This is a genomic window from Sphingomonas sp. PAMC26645 (genome assembly GCF_004795835.1).
Lineage (GTDB): Bacteria > Pseudomonadota > Alphaproteobacteria > Sphingomonadales > Sphingomonadaceae > Sphingomonas.
The window spans coordinates 1,022,702-1,045,676 of the sequence record NZ_CP039249.1 but is presented as its reverse complement, the minus strand read 5'-3'; the positions used below and the strand labels follow the sequence as shown (position 1 = coordinate 1,045,676).

The 22,975-nt window shown below is 66.9% G+C and carries 16 protein-coding genes and 1 tRNA gene; 5 read left to right on the top strand and 12 right to left on the bottom strand.

Features of this window, described 5'->3' with window-relative positions:
• Positions 1-88: 88 nt before the first annotated feature.
• Positions 89-162: transfer RNA gene (locus tag E5673_RS05015), tRNA-Gly, on the bottom strand.
• Between the two features lie 277 nt (positions 163-439).
• Between E5673_RS05015 and E5673_RS05010 the strand changes: the two genes are divergently transcribed.
• The gene (locus E5673_RS05010; RefSeq protein ID WP_247599585.1) at positions 440-3,679 is read left to right on the top strand and encodes a PAS domain-containing hybrid sensor histidine kinase/response regulator; all 3,240 of its coding nucleotides are present in this window, start codon (positions 440-442) and stop codon (positions 3,677-3,679) included.
• Between the two features lie 234 nt (positions 3,680-3,913).
• Here the strand turns inward: E5673_RS05010 and E5673_RS05005 are convergent, their stop codons facing one another.
• Positions 3,914-4,537, bottom strand: a complete 624-nt coding sequence (locus E5673_RS05005) for a response regulator transcription factor (protein ID WP_136189172.1) — start codon at positions 4,535-4,537, stop codon at positions 3,914-3,916.
• The gene (gene acs / locus E5673_RS05000; RefSeq protein ID WP_136189171.1) at positions 4,534-6,489 is read right to left on the bottom strand and encodes an acetate--CoA ligase; all 1,956 of its coding nucleotides are present in this window, start codon (positions 6,487-6,489) and stop codon (positions 4,534-4,536) included. Before acs ends, E5673_RS05005 begins: the two co-directional genes overlap by 4 nt.
• Before the next feature lie 155 nt (positions 6,490-6,644).
• On the opposite strand from acs, the gene E5673_RS04995 reads away from it, so the two are divergent.
• The gene (locus tag E5673_RS04995) at positions 6,645-8,096 is read left to right on the top strand and encodes a DcaP family trimeric outer membrane transporter (protein WP_247599584.1); all 1,452 of its coding nucleotides are present in this window, start codon (positions 6,645-6,647) and stop codon (positions 8,094-8,096) included.
• A gap of 227 nt (positions 8,097-8,323) precedes the next feature.
• A complete protein-coding gene (locus E5673_RS04990; RefSeq protein WP_136189170.1) occupies positions 8,324-9,991 on the top strand; it encodes an MFS transporter in 1,668 nt (555 codons plus the stop codon).
• A gap of 127 nt (positions 9,992-10,118) precedes the next feature.
• Here E5673_RS04990 and E5673_RS04985 read toward each other — a convergent pair whose 3' ends face one another.
• The 3 genes from E5673_RS04985 to E5673_RS04975 form a co-directional block, all read right to left on the bottom strand.
• A complete protein-coding gene (locus E5673_RS04985; RefSeq protein ID WP_056484945.1) occupies positions 10,119-10,760 on the bottom strand; it encodes a general stress protein in 642 nt (213 codons plus the stop codon).
• Between the two features lie 23 nt (positions 10,761-10,783).
• The gene (locus E5673_RS04980) at positions 10,784-11,095 is read right to left on the bottom strand and encodes a hypothetical protein (RefSeq protein ID WP_136189169.1); all 312 of its coding nucleotides are present in this window, start codon (positions 11,093-11,095) and stop codon (positions 10,784-10,786) included.
• 86 nt (positions 11,096-11,181) lie between these two features.
• Entirely contained in the window at positions 11,182-11,451 is a 270-nt protein-coding gene (locus E5673_RS04975; RefSeq protein ID WP_056061356.1) for a GlsB/YeaQ/YmgE family stress response membrane protein, read from the bottom strand.
• 185 nt (positions 11,452-11,636) lie between these two features.
• On the opposite strand from E5673_RS04975, the gene E5673_RS04970 reads away from it, so the two are divergent.
• Entirely contained in the window at positions 11,637-13,112 is a 1,476-nt protein-coding gene (locus tag E5673_RS04970; protein WP_136189168.1) for a helix-turn-helix transcriptional regulator, read from the top strand.
• A 6-nt stretch (positions 13,113-13,118) separates the two neighbouring features.
• Here the strand turns inward: E5673_RS04970 and E5673_RS04965 are convergent, their stop codons facing one another.
• From E5673_RS04965 to E5673_RS04950, 4 genes are all read right to left on the bottom strand, one after another.
• Positions 13,119-14,315 (bottom strand): multidrug effflux MFS transporter, encoded by a 1,197-nt coding sequence (locus E5673_RS04965; protein ID WP_136191353.1) that lies wholly within the window; start codon positions 14,313-14,315, stop codon positions 13,119-13,121.
• 151 nt (positions 14,316-14,466) lie between these two features.
• Positions 14,467-15,213: a methyltransferase gene (locus E5673_RS04960; protein WP_247599583.1), complete on the bottom strand. Its 747-nt coding sequence runs from the start codon at positions 15,211-15,213 to the stop codon at positions 14,467-14,469.
• Positions 15,214-15,275: 62 nt separating this feature from the next.
• The gene (locus E5673_RS04955) at positions 15,276-15,548 is read right to left on the bottom strand and encodes a DUF1488 family protein (RefSeq protein WP_056061362.1); all 273 of its coding nucleotides are present in this window, start codon (positions 15,546-15,548) and stop codon (positions 15,276-15,278) included.
• Positions 15,549-15,624: 76 nt separating this feature from the next.
• Positions 15,625-18,831, bottom strand: a complete 3,207-nt coding sequence (locus E5673_RS04950) for an autotransporter outer membrane beta-barrel domain-containing protein (RefSeq protein ID WP_136189166.1) — start codon at positions 18,829-18,831, stop codon at positions 15,625-15,627.
• 136 nt (positions 18,832-18,967) lie between these two features.
• Here E5673_RS04950 and E5673_RS04945 point away from each other — a divergent pair, with 136 nt between their 5' ends.
• On the top strand, positions 18,968-19,459 hold the full coding sequence (locus tag E5673_RS04945; RefSeq protein WP_056484954.1) for a hypothetical protein: 492 nt from the start codon (positions 18,968-18,970) through the stop codon (positions 19,457-19,459).
• Positions 19,460-19,589: 130 nt separating this feature from the next.
• On the opposite strand, the gene E5673_RS04940 is transcribed toward E5673_RS04945, so the two are convergent.
• Together E5673_RS04940 and E5673_RS04935 are read right to left on the bottom strand one after the other, a co-directional pair.
• Complete coding sequence (locus E5673_RS04940; RefSeq protein WP_136191352.1) at positions 19,590-22,004, bottom strand: TonB-dependent receptor; 2,415 nt, start codon at positions 22,002-22,004, stop codon at positions 19,590-19,592.
• A 2-nt stretch (positions 22,005-22,006) separates the two neighbouring features.
• On the bottom strand, positions 22,007-22,942 hold the full coding sequence (locus E5673_RS04935; RefSeq protein WP_136189165.1) for a FecR domain-containing protein: 936 nt from the start codon (positions 22,940-22,942) through the stop codon (positions 22,007-22,009).
• Positions 22,943-22,975: the final 33 nt, after the last annotated feature.

Genomic DNA, 22,975 nt, shown 5'->3' with positions numbered 1-22,975 from the left:
GTCAATGTTGCTTACATTTTCGGCGTGATGACCGCGAACGCACGCGTGCTTGTCACTGCTGGCGCGGTTCGATGGTTTCGACTGAGGGTGGAGCGGGTAACGGGAATCGAACCCGTGTATTCAGCTTGGAAGGCTGCTGTACTACCATTGTACTATACCCGCATGCTATTGAAACCATTGGGTTTCCAAGCAGGCTCCCGGTAGTGTTCCAACCCGGGAGCGGTGCGGCGATAGCGCGGGCGGATGATCGGTGCAAGCCGCTAGCCGTCGCGGCGCGCCACATACCGGTCGACGACGCGCGCGCGTCCTGTGCTAGATCGTCCGCTCAATCCTGAACCGGAGCGCTGCCATCGTCGGGCCAAGTGTCATCGTCGCGATCCTGACCTATGGCGCGCTGCTGTTCGGGATCGCCTGGATCGTCGACCGGCGCGGGCTGTCGGTGCGGCTCCAGCGGATCGCCTATCCGCTTTCGCTGGCGGTGTATTGCAGCAGCTGGACGTTCTTCGGCGGGGTCGGCACCGCGGCGACGCGGGGGTGGGATTACCTCGCCATCTATCTCGGCCCGGCACTGGTGTTCCTGCTCGCGCCGAAGTTTCTCGCGCGTCTGGTGCGGCTGGCGCGTGAGGAAGGGTCGAGTTCGATCTCCGACTTCATTTCCGCGCGTTACGGGCGGAGTCGCGGGACGGCGGCGATCGTCGCTGGGACGGCGTTGCTCGCGTCGGTGCCGTATATCGCGCTTCAGCTGCGATCGGTGACGCTGAGTTTTGGCGCAATCGCGGGCGTGGGGAGTTCGGCGGAGGTCGGCACGTTCGTCGCGCTGTTGCTGGCGGTGTTCGCGATCGTCTTCGGCGCGCGGCGGTATGAGGTCGCCGGGCGCAACCCCGGCGTGGTCGCGGCGATCGCAGCGGAGTCGCTGATCAAGCTGCTGTGTTTCGTCGTGCTCGGGGTGGTGACGGTGGCGCTGCTCGCCGACGTGCCGGCGGAGATACTGGCGCCGCCGATGGCGCGGCTTCGGTCCGGCTTTACCTGGGGGGCGCTGACGTCCGATTTCTGGGTTCGGACGCTGCTGTCGGCGCTCGCGATCCTGTGCCTGCCGCGGCAATTCTATGTCGGCGTGATCGAAGCGCAGGGTCCGGACCCCATCACCCGAGCGCGCGCGCCGTTCATCGCGTACATGGTCGTGATCTCGCTGCTCGTGCTGCCGCTGGCGCTCGCCGGGATGACGCTGTTGCCGGATGGTGCAGAGCCCGATCTGTATGTGCTGGCGGTGCCGTTGCAGCAGGAACATCACCTCGTCGCGTTGCTCGCGTTTTTGGGTGGCTTCTCGGCGGCGACGGCGATGGTGGTGGTCGAGACGATCGCGCTGTCGACGATGGCGACCAACGACCTGCTCGCGCCGCTGCTGCTGCGGCGGCATGGCGACGCGGGCGAAGGCGAGCTGGGGCGGCGGATGCTGCGCGTGCGGCGGGTGATCATCGCGGCGATCGTCGCGATTGCGCTGGTGTATGGCCGGAGTCTTGGTGCGGACCTGCCGCTTGCGTCGATCGGGCTGATCGCGTTCGCCGGGGTCGCTCAGTTCGCGCCTGCGCTGGTCGCAACGGTGGGGTGGAACTTTGCCAACCATACGGCCGCACGTGCCGGCCTGATCGGTGGGGTGATCGTCTGGATCTATTGCCTGCTGCTGCCGTCGATCGGCGAGGGTGTCGGGCCGGCGCTGGCGCAGTTCACGCGGGGTTGGCTCGATCCCGATGCGTTGCTCGGCTGGCGGATCGGCTCGCCGTTGGTCAATGGCACCGTGTGGAGCCTTGGCGTCAACGTCGCGCTGATGGCCGGGCTGCATTTGCGCGAGCGGCATCGGGGGAACGCGGCGCTCGATCACGTCACGACGTTGGGCGAATTGCGAATGCTGGTCGCGCGGTTCGTCGGCGATGGCGAGGCGGAGGCGATCGGCGTCGCGTCGCCCGATCTACGTGCGCCAATCGACGGCCCGGCCGCGCGCACCGCCGAGCGGTTGATCGCGGGCGTAATCGGCGCTCCGTCGGCGCGGAAGATCGTCGCGTCGAGTATTGCCGGGTCGGCGATCGACGTCAGCGACGTGGTCCGCCTGCTCGACCAGCGCGGGCGCTCGCTGCGGTTCTCACGGACGCTGTTGTCGGCGACGCTGGAGACGATCGATCCGGGGGTCAGCGTGATCGACGCTGATCTGCGGCTGGTCGCGTGGAATCCTCGCTATGTCGAGATGTTCGATTATCCCGAAGGGTATGTCGTGGTCGGGCGCTCGATCGCCGACCTGATCCGCTACAATGCCGAGCGCGAAGGTATCGCGGGCGATATCGCGGCGCATGTCGGGCGGCGGGTGGCGCACCTTGCGCGCGGGACGCCGCATAGTTTCGAGCGGCAACGGCCGTCGGGACGGTGGATCAAGATGGTCGGGCGGCCGATGCCGGGTGGCGGGTACGTCCAGAGTTTCACCGACATCACCGCGGAGAAGGAGGCGCAGGCCGATCTCGAGGCGCGGGTGGCGGCGCGGACACAGGATCTGGCACGGTCGAACCACATGCTGGGCGAGGCGCGCGCGATTGCCGAGACCGCGACGCGTGACAAGACGCGGTTCCTGGCGGCGGCGAGCCATGACCTGTTGCAGCCGTTGCATGCGGCGCGGCTGTTCTGCGCGGCGCTGGCGGAGGACAGGGCGCCGCATCAGGCGGAACTGGTGCGCGCGATCGATGGCGCGATTGGGTCGGCGGACACGTTGCTGCGTGCGCTGCTCGATGTGTCGCGGCTCGATGCGGGGGGCGTCGTGCCGAAGGTCGAGCGGTTTGCGCTGGGGGCGTTGATCGAGGAGCTGGCGGTGCAATTCCGGCCGTTGGCGGGGGAGCGCGGGCTGGTACTGGCGGCGCATCCGGGGGCGTTCAGCGTGGCGACGGATCGGTCGCTGCTGCGGTCGATATTGCAGAATTTCCTGTCGAATGCGGTGCGCTATTCGGCTGATGGTCGGATCTGGATTGGGGCGCGGCGGAGGGGCGACGATGTGTTGATCGAGGTGCGCGATAACGGGCCGGGGATCGCGGCGGGTGACCGCGAGCGGATCTTCGAGGAGTTCGAGCGGCTGGAGAGCAAGGGGAGCGCGGGCGGCGGCGTCGGGCTGGGGCTGGCGATCGTTCGGCGGATCGCGCGGTTGCTCGGGTCGGCGGTGGAGTTGCGGTCGGACTTGGGGCGGGGGACGACGTTTGCGGTGCGTGTGCCGCTTGCGCCTGCCGGGCTGGATGTTGTGTTGCCGACGCCTCTGGCCAGCCGTGCGCTGGTGCCGGGGTTGCGGGTGCTGTGTCTCGACAACGACGCGACGATCCTGGCGGCACTCGATGCGGCGTTGCGGGCGCGGCGGTGCGTGCCGTTGCTGGCGGCGACGATCGCCGAGGCGATGGAACTGGCGGCGGACGAGGAGCCGGACGTGGCGCTGGTCGACTTTCATCTGGACGAGGCGGAGGACGGCCTGGATGTGGTTGCGCGGTTGCGGGCGATGGTGCCGGCGCCGGCGATTGCGCTGGTGACGGCGGATCGTGCGGTTGCCGACGATCCGCGGTGTGTTGGGCTGGTGGTGTTGACGAAGCCGGTGGTGCCGGCGAATTTGTGGCGGTTCATCGAGGATGCGTCTGCTGCCGCGGCGCGGGGGAGTTGAGGCTCCCCCGCAAGGGGGAGGTGGCAGGCGTTTGCCTGACGGAGGGGGAGGAAAGAGGGAACTGCTGTTGCATGTTCCTCCCCCTCCGTCGCCTCCGGCGCCACCTCCCCCTTGCGGGGGAGGATCAAGCCGCGGACACAAGCCGTCATCCTGACGAAAGTCAGGATCCAGAGCCACGATCGGGGCGGGTGGTATCCTGGGTCCTGACTTTCGTCAGGATGACGTTGTCCGCGGCTAATCGGCGAAATGTATGTCCATCGCTCTTGCCGCGAGTACGGCTTGCGTGCGGTTCTGGACGCCGAGTTTGCGGAGGATGGCGGTCATGTGACCTTTTACTGTGCCTTCGGAGATGCCTAGGTCGAAGGCGACTTGCTTGTTCAGGCGACCGGCCAGCACGCCGAGCAGGACCTTGAGTTCGGTTGGGGTGAGGCTTGCGACGCGCGCGGACATTTCGTCGACAGGGGCGCCTTCGGTTGGCGCGTCTCGTTCGCCGGCCAGGGCTCGGGCTACGGCGTTTTCCAAGGTGGCGAGGTCGGCGGTTTTCGAGACAAAGCCGACGGCGCCATACGCCCGCGCACGCGGTGCCGCCTCGGCTTCGTCGGCCGAGGAGATCACCATGATCGGCGTGTCGGGGCGTTCGGCGTGGAGGAGCGCGACGCCGGCAAAGCCTTCAGACCCCGGCATGCGCAGGTCGAGGAGGATCAGGTCGAGCCGTTCCGCCCCCCGCACCGCATCGACCGCTTCGCAGAGCTGCCCCGCCTCGATCACCACTGCGTCGGGCGCGGCGCGGCTGACCGCCAGTTTGAGCGCCTGGCGGAACAGCGGGTGGTCGTCGGCGATGAGGATCGTGCGGGTCATGCCGGTACGGGAGCGGCCTCCTCGCGACCCGCGATCAGCGCGTCGACGACCGCGGGATCGGCGAGCGTCGAGGTGTCGCCGAGCTGGTCGAGCTGGTTCTCCGCGATCTTCCGCAGGATGCGGCGCATGATCTTCCCCGAGCGCGTTTTCGGGAGCGCCGGCGCGAACTGGAGAATGTCGGGGGTCGCGATCGGGCCGATCTCGCGGCGGACCCATTGGACGAGTTCCTTGCGCAGCTCCTCGCTCGGCTCGGCGTTCGCGTTGAGCGTGACGTAGGCGTAGATGCCCTGGCCCTTCACGTCGTGCGGCATGCCGACGACCGCGGCTTCGGCGACCTTCGAATGCGCGACGAGGGCGCTCTCGACTTCGGCGGTGCCCATGCGGTGGCCGCTGACGTTGATGACGTCGTCGACGCGGCCGGTGATCCAGTAATAACCGTCCTCGTCGCGGCGGCAGCCGTCGCCGGTGAAATACTTGCCGGGATAGGTCGAGAAATAGGTCTGGAAAAAGCGCTCGTGATCGTTCCACACGGTGCGCATCTGGCCGGGCCAGCTGTCGGCGATGACGAGGTTGCCCTCGACCGCGCCCTCAAGGACTTTCCCGTCGGCATCGACCAGTTCCGGAAGCACGCCGAATAGCGGCTTGGTCGCGCTCCCGGGCTTGAGTGCGGTCGCACCGGGCAGTGGCGAGATCATGTGGCCACCCGTCTCGGTCTGCCACCAGGTGTCGACGATCGGGCAGCGGCCGTCGCCGACGACATTGTGATACCAGTTCCACGCCTCGGGATTGATCGGTTCGCCGACCGAGCCGAGCAGGCGCAGCGACTTGCGGCTGGTGCGCGTCACCCAGTCGTCGCCCTCGCGCATCAGCGAACGCAGTGCGGTCGGTGCGGTGTAGAGGATGTTGACCTGGTATTTGTCGACGATCTGCCAGAAGCGGCTGTGATCGGGGTAGTTGGGCACGCCCTCGAACATCACGGTGGTCGCGCCGTTGGCGAGCGCGCCGTACAGCGAATAGGTGTGGCCGGTGACCCAGCCGACATCCGCCGCGCACCAGAAGATCTCGCCGGGGCGGTAGTTGAAGACGTATTCGTGCGTCATCGACGCCCACACCAGATAGCCGCCGGTCGAGTGGAGTACGCCCTTGGGCTGGCCGGTCGAGCCGCTGGTGTAGAGGATGAACAACGGGTCCTCGGCGTTCATCGGCTCGGGTGCGCAGTCGGTCGACTGTCCCTCGACGCACTCCGAATACCAGCAGTCGCGGCCTTCGGTCATCGTGACCTTGCCGCCGGTGCGACGGACGACGATGACGGTCTCGACCGCGAGATCGCCGTGGTCGAGCGCGGCGTCGACATTGGCCTTCAGCGGCACGGTCTTGCCGCCACGCAGACCCTCGTCGGCGGTGATGACGATGCGGCTGTCGCAGTCGTGGATGCGGTTGCACAGGCTCTCGGGCGAGAAGCCGCCGAACACCACCGAATGGATCGCGCCGATCCGCGCGCAGGCGAGCATCGCGAACGCCGCCTCGGGGATCATCGGCAGGTAGATGGTGACGCGGTCGCCCTTCTTGACGCCCTTCGCCTTCAGCGCATTGCCGAGCTTCGAGACCTCATCGCGGAGTTCGGCGTAGCTGATCTTGCGGTCGTCGGCGGGGTCGTCGCCTTCCCAAAGGATCGCGGTCGCGTCGGGGCGAGCGTCGGCGTGGCGATCGACGCAGTTGGCGGCGACGTTGAGCTGACCGTCCTCGAACCAGCGGATGTGGAAGTCGCTCTCGTCGAACGAGGTATCCTTGATCTTGGTCGGCGGCACGATCCAGTCGAGGCGCTTGGCCTCCTTCGCCCAGAACGCGTCGGGATCGGTCGCGGCCTCGGCATACATCCGGTCATAGGCGGCGGCGTCGATCAGGGCGTCCTTCGCCCATTCCGCGGGGACGGGATAGCTGGCCTCGGTCATCTGGCTCTCCTTTTGCCGCGCTGTACGCGGTCGCGTTCGGGCGATCATCCCTAACCAAAGTAAGGGATGGACGCAGGTTCGCAATGCGCCATGATGACGGCGCTGCTATCCACGCGTCAGATCAGTGGAAGAGAGCAGAGACGGGGATGACACGTATGGCGTTTACGAAACGGCTGGCCTTGACGGCCTTGTTGGCTGGTACCGCGCTGGTGCCGGGCATGGCGCAGGCGCAGACCGCGCGTGAGGTCGAACTCGAGACGCGGTTGAAGGCGCTGGAGGCGGCTGTGCAGGATCTGCGCGGCGAGCTGAACGCCGCGCGGGCGACGGCAGCGACCGCGTCCCAGCCTGCTGCTCCGGCGACATCGACCTCCGCACCGACCGCGGTCGCGTCCGCGCCGAACGATCTGCATCCGTCCGCGCCGATGGGCCCGACCGCGCCGACCGCGCTCGCCGAAGCGAAGGCACCAGGCGCGGCGCCGTCCACCGACGGGTTCAAGGTCGCCGGGACGACGGTCAAGTTGAACGGCTTCATCAAGACCTGGGCATCGGTCAGCCGCTACAGCGGCGGCAACATCGCGCCGGAATCGGTCGGTCGCGACTTCTATTTCCCGAGCATGACTCCGGTCGGCGGCCGCAACGAAGGCAACAGCGTCGAGGCGCATGCCAAGCAGACGCGCATCGTACTGGGCACCGAAACGCCGATCGCCGGGCATACGCTGAAGGGCCTGCTCGAAGTCGATTTCCAGGTCGTGCCGGGGACCCAAGGCAACCAGCGCGTCGTCAACGGTTACAACCCGGGTTTACGCCGTGCGTTCTTCACGTTCGACAATTGGCTGTTCGGGCAGGAGTGGACCAACTTCCAGTATATCGGTGCCCTGCCCGAGACGACCGACTTCATCGGACCGTCGGAGGGCACCGTGTTCGTCCGCCAGGCGCAGATCCGCTATACGCGCAAGCTCAACGACACGCTGTCGCTGTCAGTCGCGGCCGAAAACCCGGAGACGGCATCGACCAGTCTGGCTTCGGCGACGATCGTCGAGAATGCCGACGATCGCCTGCCCGACGTCACCGCGCGCCTCAACTACAAGACCGCGTTCGGCGAGTTCTCGCTGGCCGGCCTCGCGCGCCAGCTAACGATCGATACGGGTGCGCTCAAGGACAGCGCCACCGGCTGGGGTGTATCGTTCGCGGGCAAGGTGCCGCTCGACGCCAAGGGCCGCTCGGACATCCGCTTCATGGTCACGCATGGCGACGGGATCGGCCGTTATGTCGGCCTCGATCTCGCCCCCGACGCGGTGTTCGTGCCGGTAGTCGGCGCGCGGCTGTATACGCCGAGCCTGACCGCAGGGTTCGCGGCGTTGAAGCTCGGCTGGACCGACAAGCTGCGCTCGACCTTCATCGGTAGCGTCCAGTCGATCGACTATCCGACCGGCGGCGAGCCCGTCGGCGCGAGCGACTCGGCGTGGAGCGCGTCCGCCAACCTGTTCTACTCGCCGATCAAGAACATCGATCTCGGCGTCGAATTCCGTCACGCCGAGCGCGAACTGGTCGACGGGCAGGTCGGCAAGATGGACCGCGGCGAGCTTGCGGCGCGGTACTCGTTCTAAGGCGTGATTTCACGATCCTCCCCCGAAAGGGGGAGGTGTCGCCGAAGGTGACGGAGGGGAGGATGCGGAACAATGGTCATCGCGTTCCTCCCCCTCCGTCAGGCAAGCGCCTGCCACCTCCCCTGGCGGGGGAGGATCAGCAGGCCGCTTGGCCGGCATTTCTAGTTTTTCATAAGTCGGCGGAGATCGGCTGTTCCATCCAATTTTCCTTCTGAGAGGACACTGCCATGGCGACTACAACAGGGGATGCTTCGCCCCTCGGGCACGTGAAGCAGAGCCAGCCGCTCATCATCATCGCGTCGTCGCTCGGCGCGGTGTTCGAATGGTATGATTTCTACCTCTACGGCCTGCTGGCGACGATCATCACCGCGCAGTTCTTCTCGGGCGTCAACGAGACTACCGGGTTCATCTTCGCGCTCGCGGCGTTCGCGGCCGGGTTCGCGGTGCGGCCGTTCGGTGCGCTGGTGTTCGGGCGGATCGGCGATGTCGTCGGGCGCAAGAACACGTTCCTCGTGACAATGGCGATCATGGGCCTGTCGACCTTCCTGGTCGGCCTGCTGCCAAGCTACGCCTCGGTCGGCGTCGCCGCGCCGATCGCGCTCGTCGTGTTGCGCCTGTTGCAGGGCCTCGCGCTCGGCGGCGAATATGGTGGCGCTGCGACCTATGTCGCCGAGCACGCGCCCGACAAGAAGCGCGGGCTGTTCACCAGCTTCATCCAGACCACCGCGTCGCTCGGGCTGTTCGCAGCGTTGCTGATCGTCATCGGCGTGCGTACGCTGGTCGGCGAAGAAGCATTCGCGGCCTGGGGCTGGCGTATCCCGTTCATCGTCTCGATCGCGCTGCTCGCGGTGTCGCTCTGGATCCGCATGCAGCTCGAAGAGAGCCCGGTGTTCCAGAAGATGAAGGACGAGGGCAAGACCTCGAAGGCGCCGCTGACCGAGGCGTTCGGGCAGTGGAGCAACCTCAAGGTCGTGCTGATCGCATTGTTCGGTGCGGTCGTCGGCCAGGGCGTCATCTTCTATACCAGCCAGTTCTACGCTTTGTTCTTCCTCGAGAAGAACCTGCGCGTCGACGGACCGACCACCAACATCCTGATCGCGATCGCACTCTTGATCGCGACGCCGGCGTTCATCTTCTTCGGCTGGCTATCGGACAAGATCGGGCGGAAATACATCATCCTTACCGGCTGCGCGCTTGCGGCACTGACGTACATGCCGCTGTTCCATGCACTGTCGAAGGCCGCCAACCCGGCGCTCTATGCGGCACAGGCGAATTCGCCGGTGAGCGTCGTCGCCAATCCCGACGAATGCTCTGTGCAGTTCGATCCGGTCGGCAAGAACAAGTTCGACAGTAGCTCGTGCGACATCGCCAAGGCGTATCTGGCGAAGGCTGGCATCTCCTATGCCAACGTGATCGCACCTGCAGGCACCGTCGCGCAGATCCACATCGGTGGCACGACCATCCCGGTCGTCAACCCCGCGGTCGTGTCTGGCCCTGACAAGGCGGCGGCGATCAAGGCGTTCGGTGCGGAAGTGAAGACCGCACTGACCGCAGTAGGATACCCCGAAAAGGCGGACCCGGCACAGATCAACAAGCCGATGGTCATCGCGATCCTCGTCCTGCTCGTGCTGTACGTGACGATGGTCTACGGGCCGATCGCCGCGCTGCTGGTCGAGCTGTTCCCGACGCGGATCCGCTACACTTCCATGTCGTTGCCTTATCATATCGGCAATGGCTGGTTCGGCGGGTTCCTGCCGACCGCGGCGTTCGCGATGGTCGCGGCGACGGGGGATATTTACTACGGCCTTTGGTATCCGATCGTCGCCTGCGCGGTGACGGTGCTGGTCGGGCTGGTGTTCCTGCCCGAGACGTTCCGTCGGTCGCTGCACGGCTAAAGTCTTCGGCCTGTAGTTGAACGACGAAGGGGTCGGTTTGGTTGAACCCAAACCGACCCCTTCGCTATTCCGACACTGTCACACCCGCCGCCCGATACGCTGGTGGCAAGGATCGCAACGGCGTCGTTTAGTAGGTCGACGCGTTCGTCGACGATACCGAACCATAGCGGCCACGCTCGGCAACGACTTCGTCGCGCGTGTACGCGGGCGCTGCCTCGTCGAAGCGCGTCCAGCCGTCCTGGCGATACGCTGCACCGCGGGTCGTCGCGTCGACCGAGCGATGACGATCGAGAACCGCTTCGGCCTCGGTCGCGAGGCTGTCGTCGACGCGTGCGCTGAGCAACGTGCCGCCGCGACGGACGCCTTCCGAATAAACATGTGCCTCGTCATCGGTGTGACCGGCGTCCTTCAGTGCGCCGACGATCGTGCCGGTTGCAGCACCGCCCGCTGCACCGATACCGGCACCGACGACGGTCGACGCGAGCCAGCCGGCGGCGACGATCGGCCCCAGGCCCGGGATCGCTAGCAGGCCGAGACCGGCGAGCAGGCCGCCGACGCCGCCGACGGCAGCACCGGTCGAGACACCGCGGCTGACATCGCCACGATCGTTGACGTCGTCCAGCGACGTGTCGTGATCGCCATGCGCGCCATCGGCGTTGTTGGCGACGATGCTGATCGAGTCGTGCGGCACGCCGAGACGCTCGAGATCGTTCAGGGCAGACTTAGCATCCGAATAATCGTCGAACAGGCGGGTAAGGGTCTTGGTCATCGTTTCTCTCCTGGAAAAATGGATCAGCGTGCGGTCACGTTGCCCTTGTAGTCGAGCCCGACATTGACCTTCTTGCCGGCCTTGATCGCGCTGCCGCGCCAGACGCCGTCCTTGTCCTTCGCCAGGCGCGAGACCGACTGGTAGCCGGCCTTGGTCAGTCGACCGCGAGCCTGGTCCTCGGAGAAGGAATTGGCGCCCTTGGCCGGTGCCGCGACATGGGCTGCATCGTTGTTCTTGACGGCGGGGTTGTGCGCGCCGGCATGCGTTGCGGTCTGCGCGACGGCGCTGGAGGCCAGCAGCATTGCGCCGCATGCCATGAATGCTCGAACGGTCATGATACTCTCCTGAGTTTCTGGTTTTGAAAATGGGGACAGTCGCCGGGTGGGAGGCGGCATGTCGACCACGCCGCCTCCCGGCCAGATCAGCGAACCGTACCGCGACGAAACATGTTGACGATCGCGAGCAGGATCACCGCGCCGACCAGCGAGATCAGGATCGACTGGATGTTGAGCGCGCCGTCCATGATCGATGCACCACCGATCAGCGGCGTGATCAGGAAGCCGGCCAGCAACGCGCCGACGATGCCGACGACGATGTTGAGGAAGATGCCCTGCTGCGCATCGGTACGCATGATCATGCTGGCGACCCAACCGATGAGCCCGCCGACGACGAGAAGAATGATGAGGTTCATGATGAGGCTCCTGGACGATGATGATACTGGGTGATGGTACAGGGGGCTCAACAGTCGGGATCGCCGATCCGTTCAGTTTCGGCGCCGCGCCAGGATTTTGCGATTGGTGCTCACATACCGGTCGTATTGGTACAAATGTAGCGCCAGGCACGGAACCGGAGCCCCCTTTTGGTCGCTGGACAGGCATGACCAAGACCAACGGCAAGCCGCTTCATGCCCCGACGCTGCATCACCTGGAACAGCTCATGACCGGGTTGCTCGAAGGCGTGATCCTGATGGATCCGACCGGCATGATCCTCAGCGCGAACCCGGCTGCGTTGCAGATGCACGGGGTGAAGGCGTTGGCCGACCTGGGCGAGACTGCGGACGATTACGCGGCGCGCTTTCGGCTGCGGTACCGTGACGGTCGCAAGCTGCCGCGCCGCGAATATCCGTTGATGCGGCTGCTCGCCGGCGAAAGCTTTCCCGACCTGATCGTCGAGGTCTCGGCACCGGATGCGGACGAGCCGCGCTGGGTGCATCAGGTCCGCGACATCGTCATGGACGAGGATGGCGGCGATCCCGATTGCCTGGGGATGGTCATCAACGACGTCTCCGAACGGTTCGATGCGGAGGACCGGTTCCAGGCGATGTTCCATGCGAACCCCGCCCCTGCCCTGATCATGCGGGTCGCCGACCAGCGCTATGTCCTGGTCAACCAGGGGTTCCTCGACCTGTCCGGCTACGACCGCGACCAGATCGTCGGCAAGACGCTGTTCGATCTCGACTTCCTCGCCGAGGTCGAGCGCAAGCCGTTCGTCAAGGAAAGGGTGGCGGCCGGCAAGACCGTGCCACAACTGGAGGCGGAACTGCCGCTCGCGGGGGGCGACAAGACGCTGGTCATCCTCGCCGGCCAACCGATCGAACTCGCCAACGAAGACTGCCTGTTGTTCACCTTCGCCGACCTAGAACCCCGACGGCGCGCGCAACTGGCGTTGCAGGCGAGCGAACGGCATTTCGCATCGGTGTTCGAGATGGCGCCCGTCGCGATGGTCATCACCAAGGGCGACGAGAACCGCATCGTGCAGGTCAACGCCGCGTTCAAGAGCCTCACCGGCTACACCGATCATGCAGTCGTCGACCGGATCGCCGACGATCTCCAGCTGTGGAACGACGCCGCACAGCGGGTGGCGCTGGAAACCGAAATCCGCGAGCGGAACGGTATTCGCGGCCACGATGTCCGCCTGCTGCACAAGAACGGCGAAACGCTGGACTGCCTCGTCTCCGCCGAACGGATCAGCGTCGACGGCACGCCCTGCGTCCTGTGGCTGTACCAGGACATCACGGCGCGCCGCCGCGGTGAACTCGAACTGGTCGAGGCGATCGACGCAGTGATGAAGGACGCCAACTGGCTCAGCCGGTCGATCATGGACAAGCTGGCGACACTGCGAAATCCACGCGCCGGCTCGGGTGTCACGCCCCCCACCACCGAACTCAGCAAGCGCGAGCGCGAGGTGCTCGAACTCATCTGCCAGGACCTCGACGATGCGGCGATCGCCACCCGGCTCGACCTATCGCGCAACACGGTGCGCAACCATGTCGCGCGGCTTTACGCGAAGATCGGCGTCAACCGACGCAGCGCCGCGATCGTGTGGGCGCACGAACGCGGCGTCGGGGCGTAACGCGTATCAGGCCTTGTGGTGCGCGTGGAACAGCTTGCCGCCCTCGACCACGTACACGACCGCCAGCACGCCCAGTCCGATCGCCAGATAACCGATCGCCAGCGGATAGGTGGTGCCGTTGTACGACTGGCCGATCAACGAGCCGACGATTACCGCGCCGACGCTGGTGATGAACCCCTGGATCGACGATGCGGTGCCAGCGATGTGCCCAACCGGCTCCATCGCCATAGCCCCGAAATTGGAACCGCAGAGACCAATGCACGTCATGCTCAGCGCCTGGAACAGCATGTAGGTCCAGAGCGATTCCGACCCTGCCGCGATCACGCCGATGTGGACCACCGACAGCGCGATCAGCCCCAATACGGCAGCCTGCGATATGAGGCGCGTGCCGAGGCGCTCGACCAGCCGGCTGTTGGCGAACGACGCGCACCCCATCGAAAACGCGCAGACCGCGAACAGGATCGTGAACCGCTCGCCGGCATGGAACTCGTCGACGAAGATCTGTTGCGCCGACGAGACGAAGGCGATGATCCCGCCGAACGTCATCGACGCCGCGACCGCATAGCCTGCCGAATAGCGGTTGGTCAGCGTCAGCGTGTACGCCTGGCGAAGCGATGCGAACGACAGTGGCGACCGGCGCTCAACCGGCAGCGACTCGCTCAACCGCATTACCGACCAGGCGAGGACGAACGCCGCAAAGCCTGCCAGCGCGTAGAAGATGAAACGCCACGGACCGAACTGGAGCAGCACCTGCCCCAGGCTGGGCGCCATGATCGGCACCAGGAAGAAGATCATCTGCGCGACCGACAGCGTGCGCGCCATCTGGCGACCCGAATACCGATCCCGCACGATCGCGACCGCGAGCACGCGCGTCGATGCGGACATCAGCCCTTGGAGAACGCGCGCGCCGAGCAGCGCGGCAAAGGTCTGCGATCCGGCCGCGAAGATACTCGCCGCGACGAATCCCGTGAGCGTGACGAGCAGGATGATCCGGCGGCCGTAGCGATCGGCGAGCGGCCCGTAGACGAGCTGCCCTGCGCCGAAGCCGAGCATGTACGCGGTGATGATCCACTGGCGATGGTTCGCGGTAGCGATGCCAAGCTGGTGGCCGATATCGGCGAGCGCGGGCAGCATCAGGTCGACGCCGAGCGCGTTGACCGCCATCAGCGCGGCGATGAAGGCGACGAACTCGCCTGGACGCATCGATGGGGCAGCAATTTTGTCGTTCATCGACGTCGCTTAGGACTGTCCCGGCTCGAACGCCATGCCCGAGCGCTGGACTCGATCGCGATGACGGAAAGGCGATGGCGACTGATCGAACGACGAGGATGCCGTCGACCAGTCGCCGGTGCGCTTACGGCTTCTTGAACTTGTAGACGAACTGGTCGGTCGTGCCGCGGATCGCAGGGTCGAACACCGGCTTGGTGTGATCGTCGGCCGGGTTGCGCAGTGCGGTGGACTCGCCAACGAACTTGAACCCTGCCGCCTGGACCTGTGCCTTGACTACCGCCGGGTCGATCCGGTGCCGCGTCTCGGTCCCGCCGAGGCCACTGCCGGGGGCATCCGCATGATCGATCACGACGTAGATGCCGCCGCGCTTGAGCATGTTGAACACCGCCTTGTCGAACGCCTTCAACGCGCCCTCGCCGCCGCCGTTGTTGGCAATGTCGTGGTAGTTCTGCACGGTCCAGAACAGGTCGACCGGCTTGGGCGAGGTCGGCAGGTTGGTAGTCTGGACGACGGCGGTGACGTTGGCGAGATTGCGCGCCTGAAGTGCGGGCAGCGTCTTCTCGGCGTATTTCGCGCCGGCAGCGGGCCAGACCGCGTAGACATGGCCCTTGGGTCCGACGACGCCGGTGAGGATGCGGGTCCAATAGCCCGCACCCGGCAGGTAATCGACGACGACGTTGCCCGGCCGCACGCCGGAGAAGGCGAGCACGTCGGCGGCCTTGCGGCGGGCATCGTCACCTTGCTGGTCGGCGCGCGCCGGACTGGCAAGCGCGCTGGTGACCGCGGGGCTGACCTTCTGCGCTTGCGCCGTCGGCGCGCCCACCGCGATCGTCATCGCCACTGCAACGCTCGTCCAGATCGTTTTCATCATCCGTCTCCCACCGTCCGGACGACAATGCCGGCTCGGTGGGGAGGATCGGCCGGAAGCCGGCGCTAGTCCAGATCGTTTTCACTGATGACGACGATCTCCTGGTCGGGATCGCGCGCCAGCGCGACGACGCCGAGTTCAGCGATCTCTTCGGCGTGCTGCTTGAAGATCGCCACGGCGTCGCCTTCGGGCGATACCGTGCTCAGCGCTTCGAGCACGTCGTACTGGACCGCGAACTGATAGCGTTCCTCGCTCACTTCGGCCTCGAACTCGACCTGGCGCAGGTCGCTATTGTCCTCGAGGGTCTTGGTATCGATGTTCAAACGGTCTTCGGCCATATCTTCGCTCCTGCTATGCGCCGACAACAGTCCGGGGGCGGATTCGAGCCATTCGGCCCCCGAAAAGTGCGGTTGCTTAAAGCCCGATTTGGAGGTTGGCGCGCAACGACAGCGCCACGCGGCCCTGTTGCTGCTCGGCGTTGAACTCGCCGCCCATCCGGAAGATGCCGTTGCCGCCGACGCCGCGCAGCTTGCCGACCCAGCCGCTGGTGCGCTTGTCGGGGGTCAGCGTGAACGACTGGCCGCCTTCGAACGACGCGGTGGTCGCGCCCAGGCCGCCGCCGACGATCTGGCGACGGCCGCCTTCGGCTTCGACGCGGAACCAGCCATTCTCGAACTTGGGTCCGCCGAAGTTCAGCCCGAGTGCGCCGCTGCCGGTGACCGCGAGCTCGTCGCTGGTCCGCGACCGGACGACGAGGTCGATCGCCTTGCCGCCGCCGGTCTCGCTGTAGCCGTCCTCCTTGAGCTTGTAATAGTCGATCGCAAGGACCGGGCGGAAGGTGAGCATGCCGGTGCCCGCCTCGTACGACAGGCCGCCGGACGCCGCGTACAGCGTGCCGTCCCAGTTGCCTTTTGCGGTCCGGGCGACGGCTTCGCTGCCGATCGCGCCGGTGAACTGCCGGACGCCGTCGAACTTCACCTTCGCCCCCGAAACGCGCGCATTGGCCTGCAGGCCGCCCCAATGCCCGCGCCAGTATCCGGCCAGCTCATACTGGTCCGAATTCACCTCGTTGTCCGTGCCGTCATCGGCATCCTGGCCGTGAAGATAGGCGAGCGAAGTGCCGAAATTGCCGACGCCCGTCTTGTATTCCGCGCCTGCCGAGACGCCCCAGCCGCTGATGTCGTAGCCCGCCGTGTCGGCGACGCTCTTCGACGTGCCCCACGCGACCTGAGTCACCCAATAGCCCCATTTGCCTTCGTCCTTGAACGGGCCGTGCGGGTCGGCGAGCAGGCGGGCGGTGGCGCGCGAGCCCATCGTCACGGTCTCGAACGTGCCGCCGGCATGGTCGGGCAACATCTGGCGGACCGAGCCGCGGAACGCGTCGGCTTCGGTGATGTTGAGGAACGCGCCACCGACCTTCGCGTCGTTGCCGAGCGCCTTGTAGATCGCGTCATACGCCGACGCCTGCGAGCGGTTGAGCCCAAGTTCGGTCGACGATTTACGCGCGATGTCGACGGCCAGGTCGTTGCCCGTGCCGGTCGCGATGCTGCCCTTGTAGAGGAACGGGAGCAACGTCGTGGTCGCGGTCAGGTTTGCGGCACCCGTCAGCGTGCCCGCGCGAAGGACGGTGTAGCGGCCTTCCGCATCGACGACGCTGGTGAGCTTCAGGGCGAGCTTCGAATCCTTGTCGAACGATGCCGTGCCCGCGACCTGGATCATCGTGCTGGTGCCGCCCGCCTTGTCGAGCGTCACGGCGAGGATACCGCCGCCGCCGACCGACAGCGACGCGATCGACGCAGCCTTGGTGATGTCGAGCGTGCCGCCGTTGACCGCGACCGCGAGGCCGCCCGAATTGGCGAGCGTGCCGGAGAAGCGCGACGTCCCGCCGAGCGTCAGCGTGTCGGTACCGCCACCGAAGTCCGCCGCGCCGCTGAACACCGAAGTCCCTGCGAGCGTGAGCGCGTCGTTGCCAGCGCCGAACACTGCGCCGCCGGAGAAATTGGCATCGCCCGACAGCGCGAGGCGGTTGTTGCCGCTGCCGAAGCGCGCAGTGCCGGTGACGGTACCGTCCGCGACGTCGAATACGTCGTTGCCGCTGCCGAAGCGGACGTCGCCGACGATCGCTGGCGCCGCGATGCCGGTCGCGACTGCGGTCTGGCGAACGATCGTGCCAGTGGTGTTCGCCGAAAGGTCAATCGCGACGTTGCGCTCGGACGTCGCAAGCGCGCCCGACGCGCCGATGCCGCCGCTGTTCTCGACCAGCGTCACGGTGCCCGAGCGATCGAGGATGGCGATCGCGGTGCCATCGGCGGCCTGTGCGGTCGCCTTGATCGTGCCGCTGTTGCGGACCGTGGCGACGGATGCGCCGGTGTCGACCAGGACCGCCGTCGAGCGCGATGCGGTCGTGCCGCCGCCTGCCGCGGAGATCGTGCCGGCATTACGGATCTCGGGCGCGGACGCGCCCGTGCCGAGCTTCAATGCCGTCGCACTTGCGCCGTTCGCTACGGCAGCGACCGTGCCGTTGATGCCGATCCCGCCCGCGATCGTCACCGCGCCGCCAAGGCCACCGATCGCCAGGCCGTTGCCCTCGATGCCGCCATAGACGCCACTGCCTGCAATGCCGCCGTCGACGATCAGGCCGAAGCCGGTCCCGGTGCCGGCGACCGCGCCGATCGCAACCGCGCGCGTGGCCGATCCGATCTGCACTGCCGGCGCAGCGCCGAACGAAGTGATCGCCGCCGAGCCTTCGGTGGCGTCGGGAAGACCGTCCTTGTCCTCGTCGGTGTCGGTCGTGCTCGCGTCCTTCGGCGGGATCGCGAAGATGATCCCGCCCGAGACGTTGCCCGCGACGACCAGTGCGGATCCGCCCTGCAACAGGTCGTCGGCGTCGAGCTTCGAGACGTCGGCCGGCGCCGTGGCATAGCGATAGCCGGTCGAGCCGAGCGCGCCCTGCACTACCAGCGCACCCGCGATGTCGCCATCGACGCGTGCGGCGACCGCGCCCTGCCCGATCGCCGCGATCGTGCCTGCTAGCCGGACGTTGCCGGTGACGTCGGCGATCCGCACGCCGGTCGATCCGTTGCCGGTGACCGAGGTCTGGCCGTCGTGCGTGAAGGCGCCGGTCAGCGGTCCGCCGAGCCAGATGCCGGCGGAGTTGTTGCCCTTCACCGTGATCGCGCCGCTGTTGACGATCGCGCCCGTGTACGCGCCCGCGGTGCGGATGCCGGTGCGTCCGGTGCCCGCCGCGAACGGGCCATCGAGGTCGCCGTCCTTGTCGGTGTCGGTCGCGACATAGCTTTCGTCGATGATGATCTTGCCGCTCGCCGCGTTGGTGATCCCGCCGCCGGTGCCGGCGTTGGCGAGGATGCCGGTCGATCCGTCGGCGTTGGTGACCTGGATCGTGCCCTCGTTGGTGACCGAGTTGACGCTGTCGACGGTGACCGCCGTGCCGGTGGTCGGCGTCACCGAACCGGCGGCGGCGATGCGGATATTGTCGGGCGCACCGGCCTTGATCGTCGAGGTCCGCACCGCGTCGGTCCGCTTGGTGTCGATCACGGTCTGCGCCTGGGCGCCCGTCGTTACCGCGAACAGGCAGGTGGTGGTCAGCAGGAGACGACGCATACGGAACCCTTTTCGATGTGTTTTCGAGAAGAGGACGGAGACGCTGCTCGCGAACCTTTAACGTTGATGCAGCATGGCGCGGCACCAGGACCGCGGCGGCGCGTTATCGGCCCAACATCTTCAGGGAAACGCCAGCATGATCACCACCATCGCCGAACTCGACCGCATCCGCGACGACAGCAAGCGCCTCGTCACGACGCGCTCGGTGATGTCGGCGGGCGCGGCGGTCGTGCCGATCCCCGGCGCTGACATCGTCGCGGATATCGGCCTGCTTACCAAGCTGCTCCCCGAAATCAGCAAGCGCTTCGGGCTCGATCACGAACAGGTGCAGAAGCTCGAGCCACAGCTTGCGCAACAGGCGCTCGTGATGGCGTCGAGCTTGGGCAACACGATGATCGGCCGGATGGTGACCAAGCGCATCGTCGTCGCGCTCCTCCGCCGCGTCGGCGCCCGCATCGCGGTGGGGTCGATGGCGAAGTTCGTGCCGTTCGCGGGCTCGGCGGTGGCGGCGACGATCAGCTTCGGCGCGATGAAGCTCGTCGGTAATTCGCACGTGGAGGATTGCTACAAGACGGCGCTGGCGTTGCTGCCGGCTGACCAGCGCGCATTGGTGAACGCGAAGGGGTGAACTAACGCCTTCTGGCTCCCCTCCCTGGAAGGGAGGGGCTGGGGGTGGGTCGGCCCGCCTGAGCCACCACCATTCGAACATGCGGAAGCCGACCCACCCCCTACCCCTCCCTTCCAGGGAGGGGGGAAAGTTAGAAGGCTGCGTCCAGGCCTATGCGGATCGCCCGAGGACGCTGCGGCGTGATCTGCCCACTCCCGACCTGGAACGGCGTTCCCAGCGCGAACCTGTTGCCGACGCTGTCGGTCAGATTCGTGACCCCGAGCGTCACGCCCAACGCAGGCCGCCCGATCCGCGCGGTCAGCGCGGTATCCAGATAATCCCCCTGCTCCTCGCCCAGCACCGGGCCGACACCCAACCGCGACCGCCCGACATAGCGCGCCCAGCCATACACCCGCAGTTCCAGATCCCGCCCGATATCACGCCGGTAATCCGCCCCCAGCCGCCCGGCATAGCGCGCGATGTTCGGCACTTGGCTCATCCGCGCGAGCGCCACAAACAGGGCCGCGCTCGGTTCGGTCACGCGGCTGTCGTTATAGGTGAAGCCCGCGTCGAGCGTCAGCCCGGCAACCGGCTTCCACCCGCCCGCCGCGCTGAACGTCCAGATCCGCCCGTCACCGATATTGGCGGTACTCGGCAGGCCCGTAGCGTCGATGAAGTCCGCCTGGATATCCTGCCAGATCGTGTGCGAGACGCTCGCCGTTAGGTACGCACGATCGACACCAGCGAGCCCGAAGCGCATGCCGGTCTCCAGCGTCCGCACGCGATCATTCTCGAACCGCCGCACGAAATCGCTCTCGATCGCGAGCCCACCGGGCCGAAACCCCTGCTGGTAGCGGCCGTACAGCGACACCTTCGGCAACACCGCCGCGATCAGCGAGGCGGACGGCAGCACGCTCGTTTCGATCCGGTCCGCGGTCACGCGCGAACGGGCGAGCGCGACCGCCTCCAACCGCGCCGGTGCGATGTCCTCGCCGGTCCCCGCGAGCGATGCCCGCGTGACCCGCGCGCCGGCGGTGGCGGTCAACCCGCGCACCAGTTGCACGCTCCCCTCGCCGTACAGCGTCGCCTCGTCGATGCTGTTGGTCACGCCCGTCACCGGCGCGGGCGCATCGACCGGGCCGAGCGAGCGCGACAACCGCGTGCGATTATGCGTGTAACTGCCGCCGACTATCCAGCCGAACCCGTTGCGCATCGGCCGCCATACCCGCGTCTCGTTCGCGATCATGTCGGTCGCATTGCGCTGCGCGAACACGCGCGGGCTGCCAGGGGCTGTCGTCAGGGGACTACCGAATGCAGGCCAGTTGGTAATCGGTAGCGTCGGATCGACTGCCGGCAGGGTCGCGTCGTACCGCTCGGTCAGGGCCTGGCTGACGATCCCGGTCGAGGATTTGACCTTCAGCCCGCCGATCTCGCCCGACACGACGACCTGCCCCATCGTATAATCTGCGGAGAAGCCCTGCACGATCGCGCTCGACCGTGTCAGAGCAGGCGCATCGCGGTCGGCATATTGGCTGTCGTCGCCCTTGGTCCATTGCCCGATCCCACCGAGATCGACCGTCCAGCCATTCCCCGCATCGAACCGCAGCGCCGCCCTGCCACCACCGATCCGCGTCCGGTTGACGTCGCGCCGGTCGAGCAACGGGTTGTCGATATAGCCGCCCTCGCTAACGCCGTAGCCGACAACGCGCAGCGCCACGCGCTCGCCGAGCGGCACATTCAGCGTCGCTCCCAGATCGGCGCCGGGATCGCCGTGCCACGTCGCCGAGAGTCCGCCTGCGATCGACGCCGATACCGCGCCGATTTCCGGCGCGTTCGGCACCGTCCGGATGATGCCACCGAGCGAACCGGCGCCGTACAGCGTCCCCTGCGGTCCCTCCAGCACCTCGACCGAGGCAATATCGTACATCCGCAGATCGGGGTCGGGCGCGTTGTAGCTCAGCCGCAGGTCGCCGAAATACTGGCCCACGGTGGTCTGGGTCGGCCCGGTGAAGCTGGAATCGGCAATGCCGCGGATGAACAGCTTGTTGCGGCCGGCGCCGAGATGCGTCGACGATACGCTGGCCAGCCGCGCGAGGATCGCCTCGGTCCCGCCCGCGCCGCCGAGCGCGAGGTCGACGCCGTCGAGTAACGCCACCTGCCCTGCGAAATCGCGCAACCGGACATCGCGCTTGCTGCCGGTGACGACAATGTCCGCGCCCTGGACCGCCGGTGGAGCGGCGATCGGAACGACTTTCGGCCGCTTCACCCGAACGACGCGGGGCGTGCGGGCAGTCAGCCGCCACCCGAATGAGCCCGCTGCGACGACGTCCGCATTCGCCGCAGTCGCCAGCCGGTCCAGAGCCTCGCGCGCGGTCATCCGCCCGCGTACCGCCGGCACGCGACGCGCCCACAGTCCCGGATCGCCGACGACGATACTTGTCCCCGACTGCCGCCCGAGCGCCAGCACCGCATCCCCAAGACGCCCCGCCGGCAAGTCGACCGCCCCCTGCCCCGCCTGCGCAGGAGAGGCGACGGCGAGCGCCGCGACGACCAGACATCCGCGCATCCTCACGAGCGGGAGGACATCACCCAGTGACCGCCACGCTTGCGGATCGAGACACCCAGCAACGGCGCGGCAAGCCGGGGATCGCCTGACAGCTTGGCGGTCGCGATGCTGCCGCTGAACGCGCGCTTCGCGACGCCCGGATCGGCGCGCAGGTCGACGCCGAGTGCGCGCGACAGGTCGTCCGCGACCTCCGCCAGCGTCGCGCCTTCATACGCCAGCACGCTGTCGCGCCACGATCCGACGCTGGCGACATCGACCGCGGTCACGGTCGCCTTGCCGTCGCGCACGACCAGCCCCTGCCCCTTCACGAGCCGGATGCCGCCCTGTCCCGGATTATAGTCGACCGCGCCTTCCGACACCGCGACACGCGTTTCGCCGCGCGCGTGCTTCACGTCGAACGCGGTGCCGACATCGACAAGCCGCGCGCCGCCGACGCTGACCTCGAACGGATCGCTGTCGTCGTGTCGGACCACGAACATCGCCTCGCCGCGCTCCAGCGTCGCGATCCGCGGATCGTCGCGATCGAGCATAAGGCGCGTCGCACCACCCATCGCGATCGTGCTGCCATCGGCGAGCCGAACCGTCCGCATCGCTCCTGCCGCGGTTTCGACGGCATAGGGATGCGCGCGCGTCTCAAGTGACTCATACCCCACGAACAGCGCCAAGGAGGCGGCGATCGCTCCACCGGTCCAGACCGGCCAGCGCCTCCGCGCAGGCTGCATCGCGATCGGCGCGACCTGCACGGGCGGCACCGTCGCCGCCATCTCCTCGATATCCATCGACATCGCATGATACGCCGCAGCATGGCGCGGGTCCGCCTCCAGCCAGGCGTGGAACGCCGGCCAGTCGTCGAACGCATCGCTGCCGGTCCGGACGACCCAGTCCAGCGCGGTCTCGTTCAGCGTGCGTGCTTCGATGTCGTCATGCTCCACCATCATGGCCTCCTATAGCCGAAGACGGAGACGTTGCGA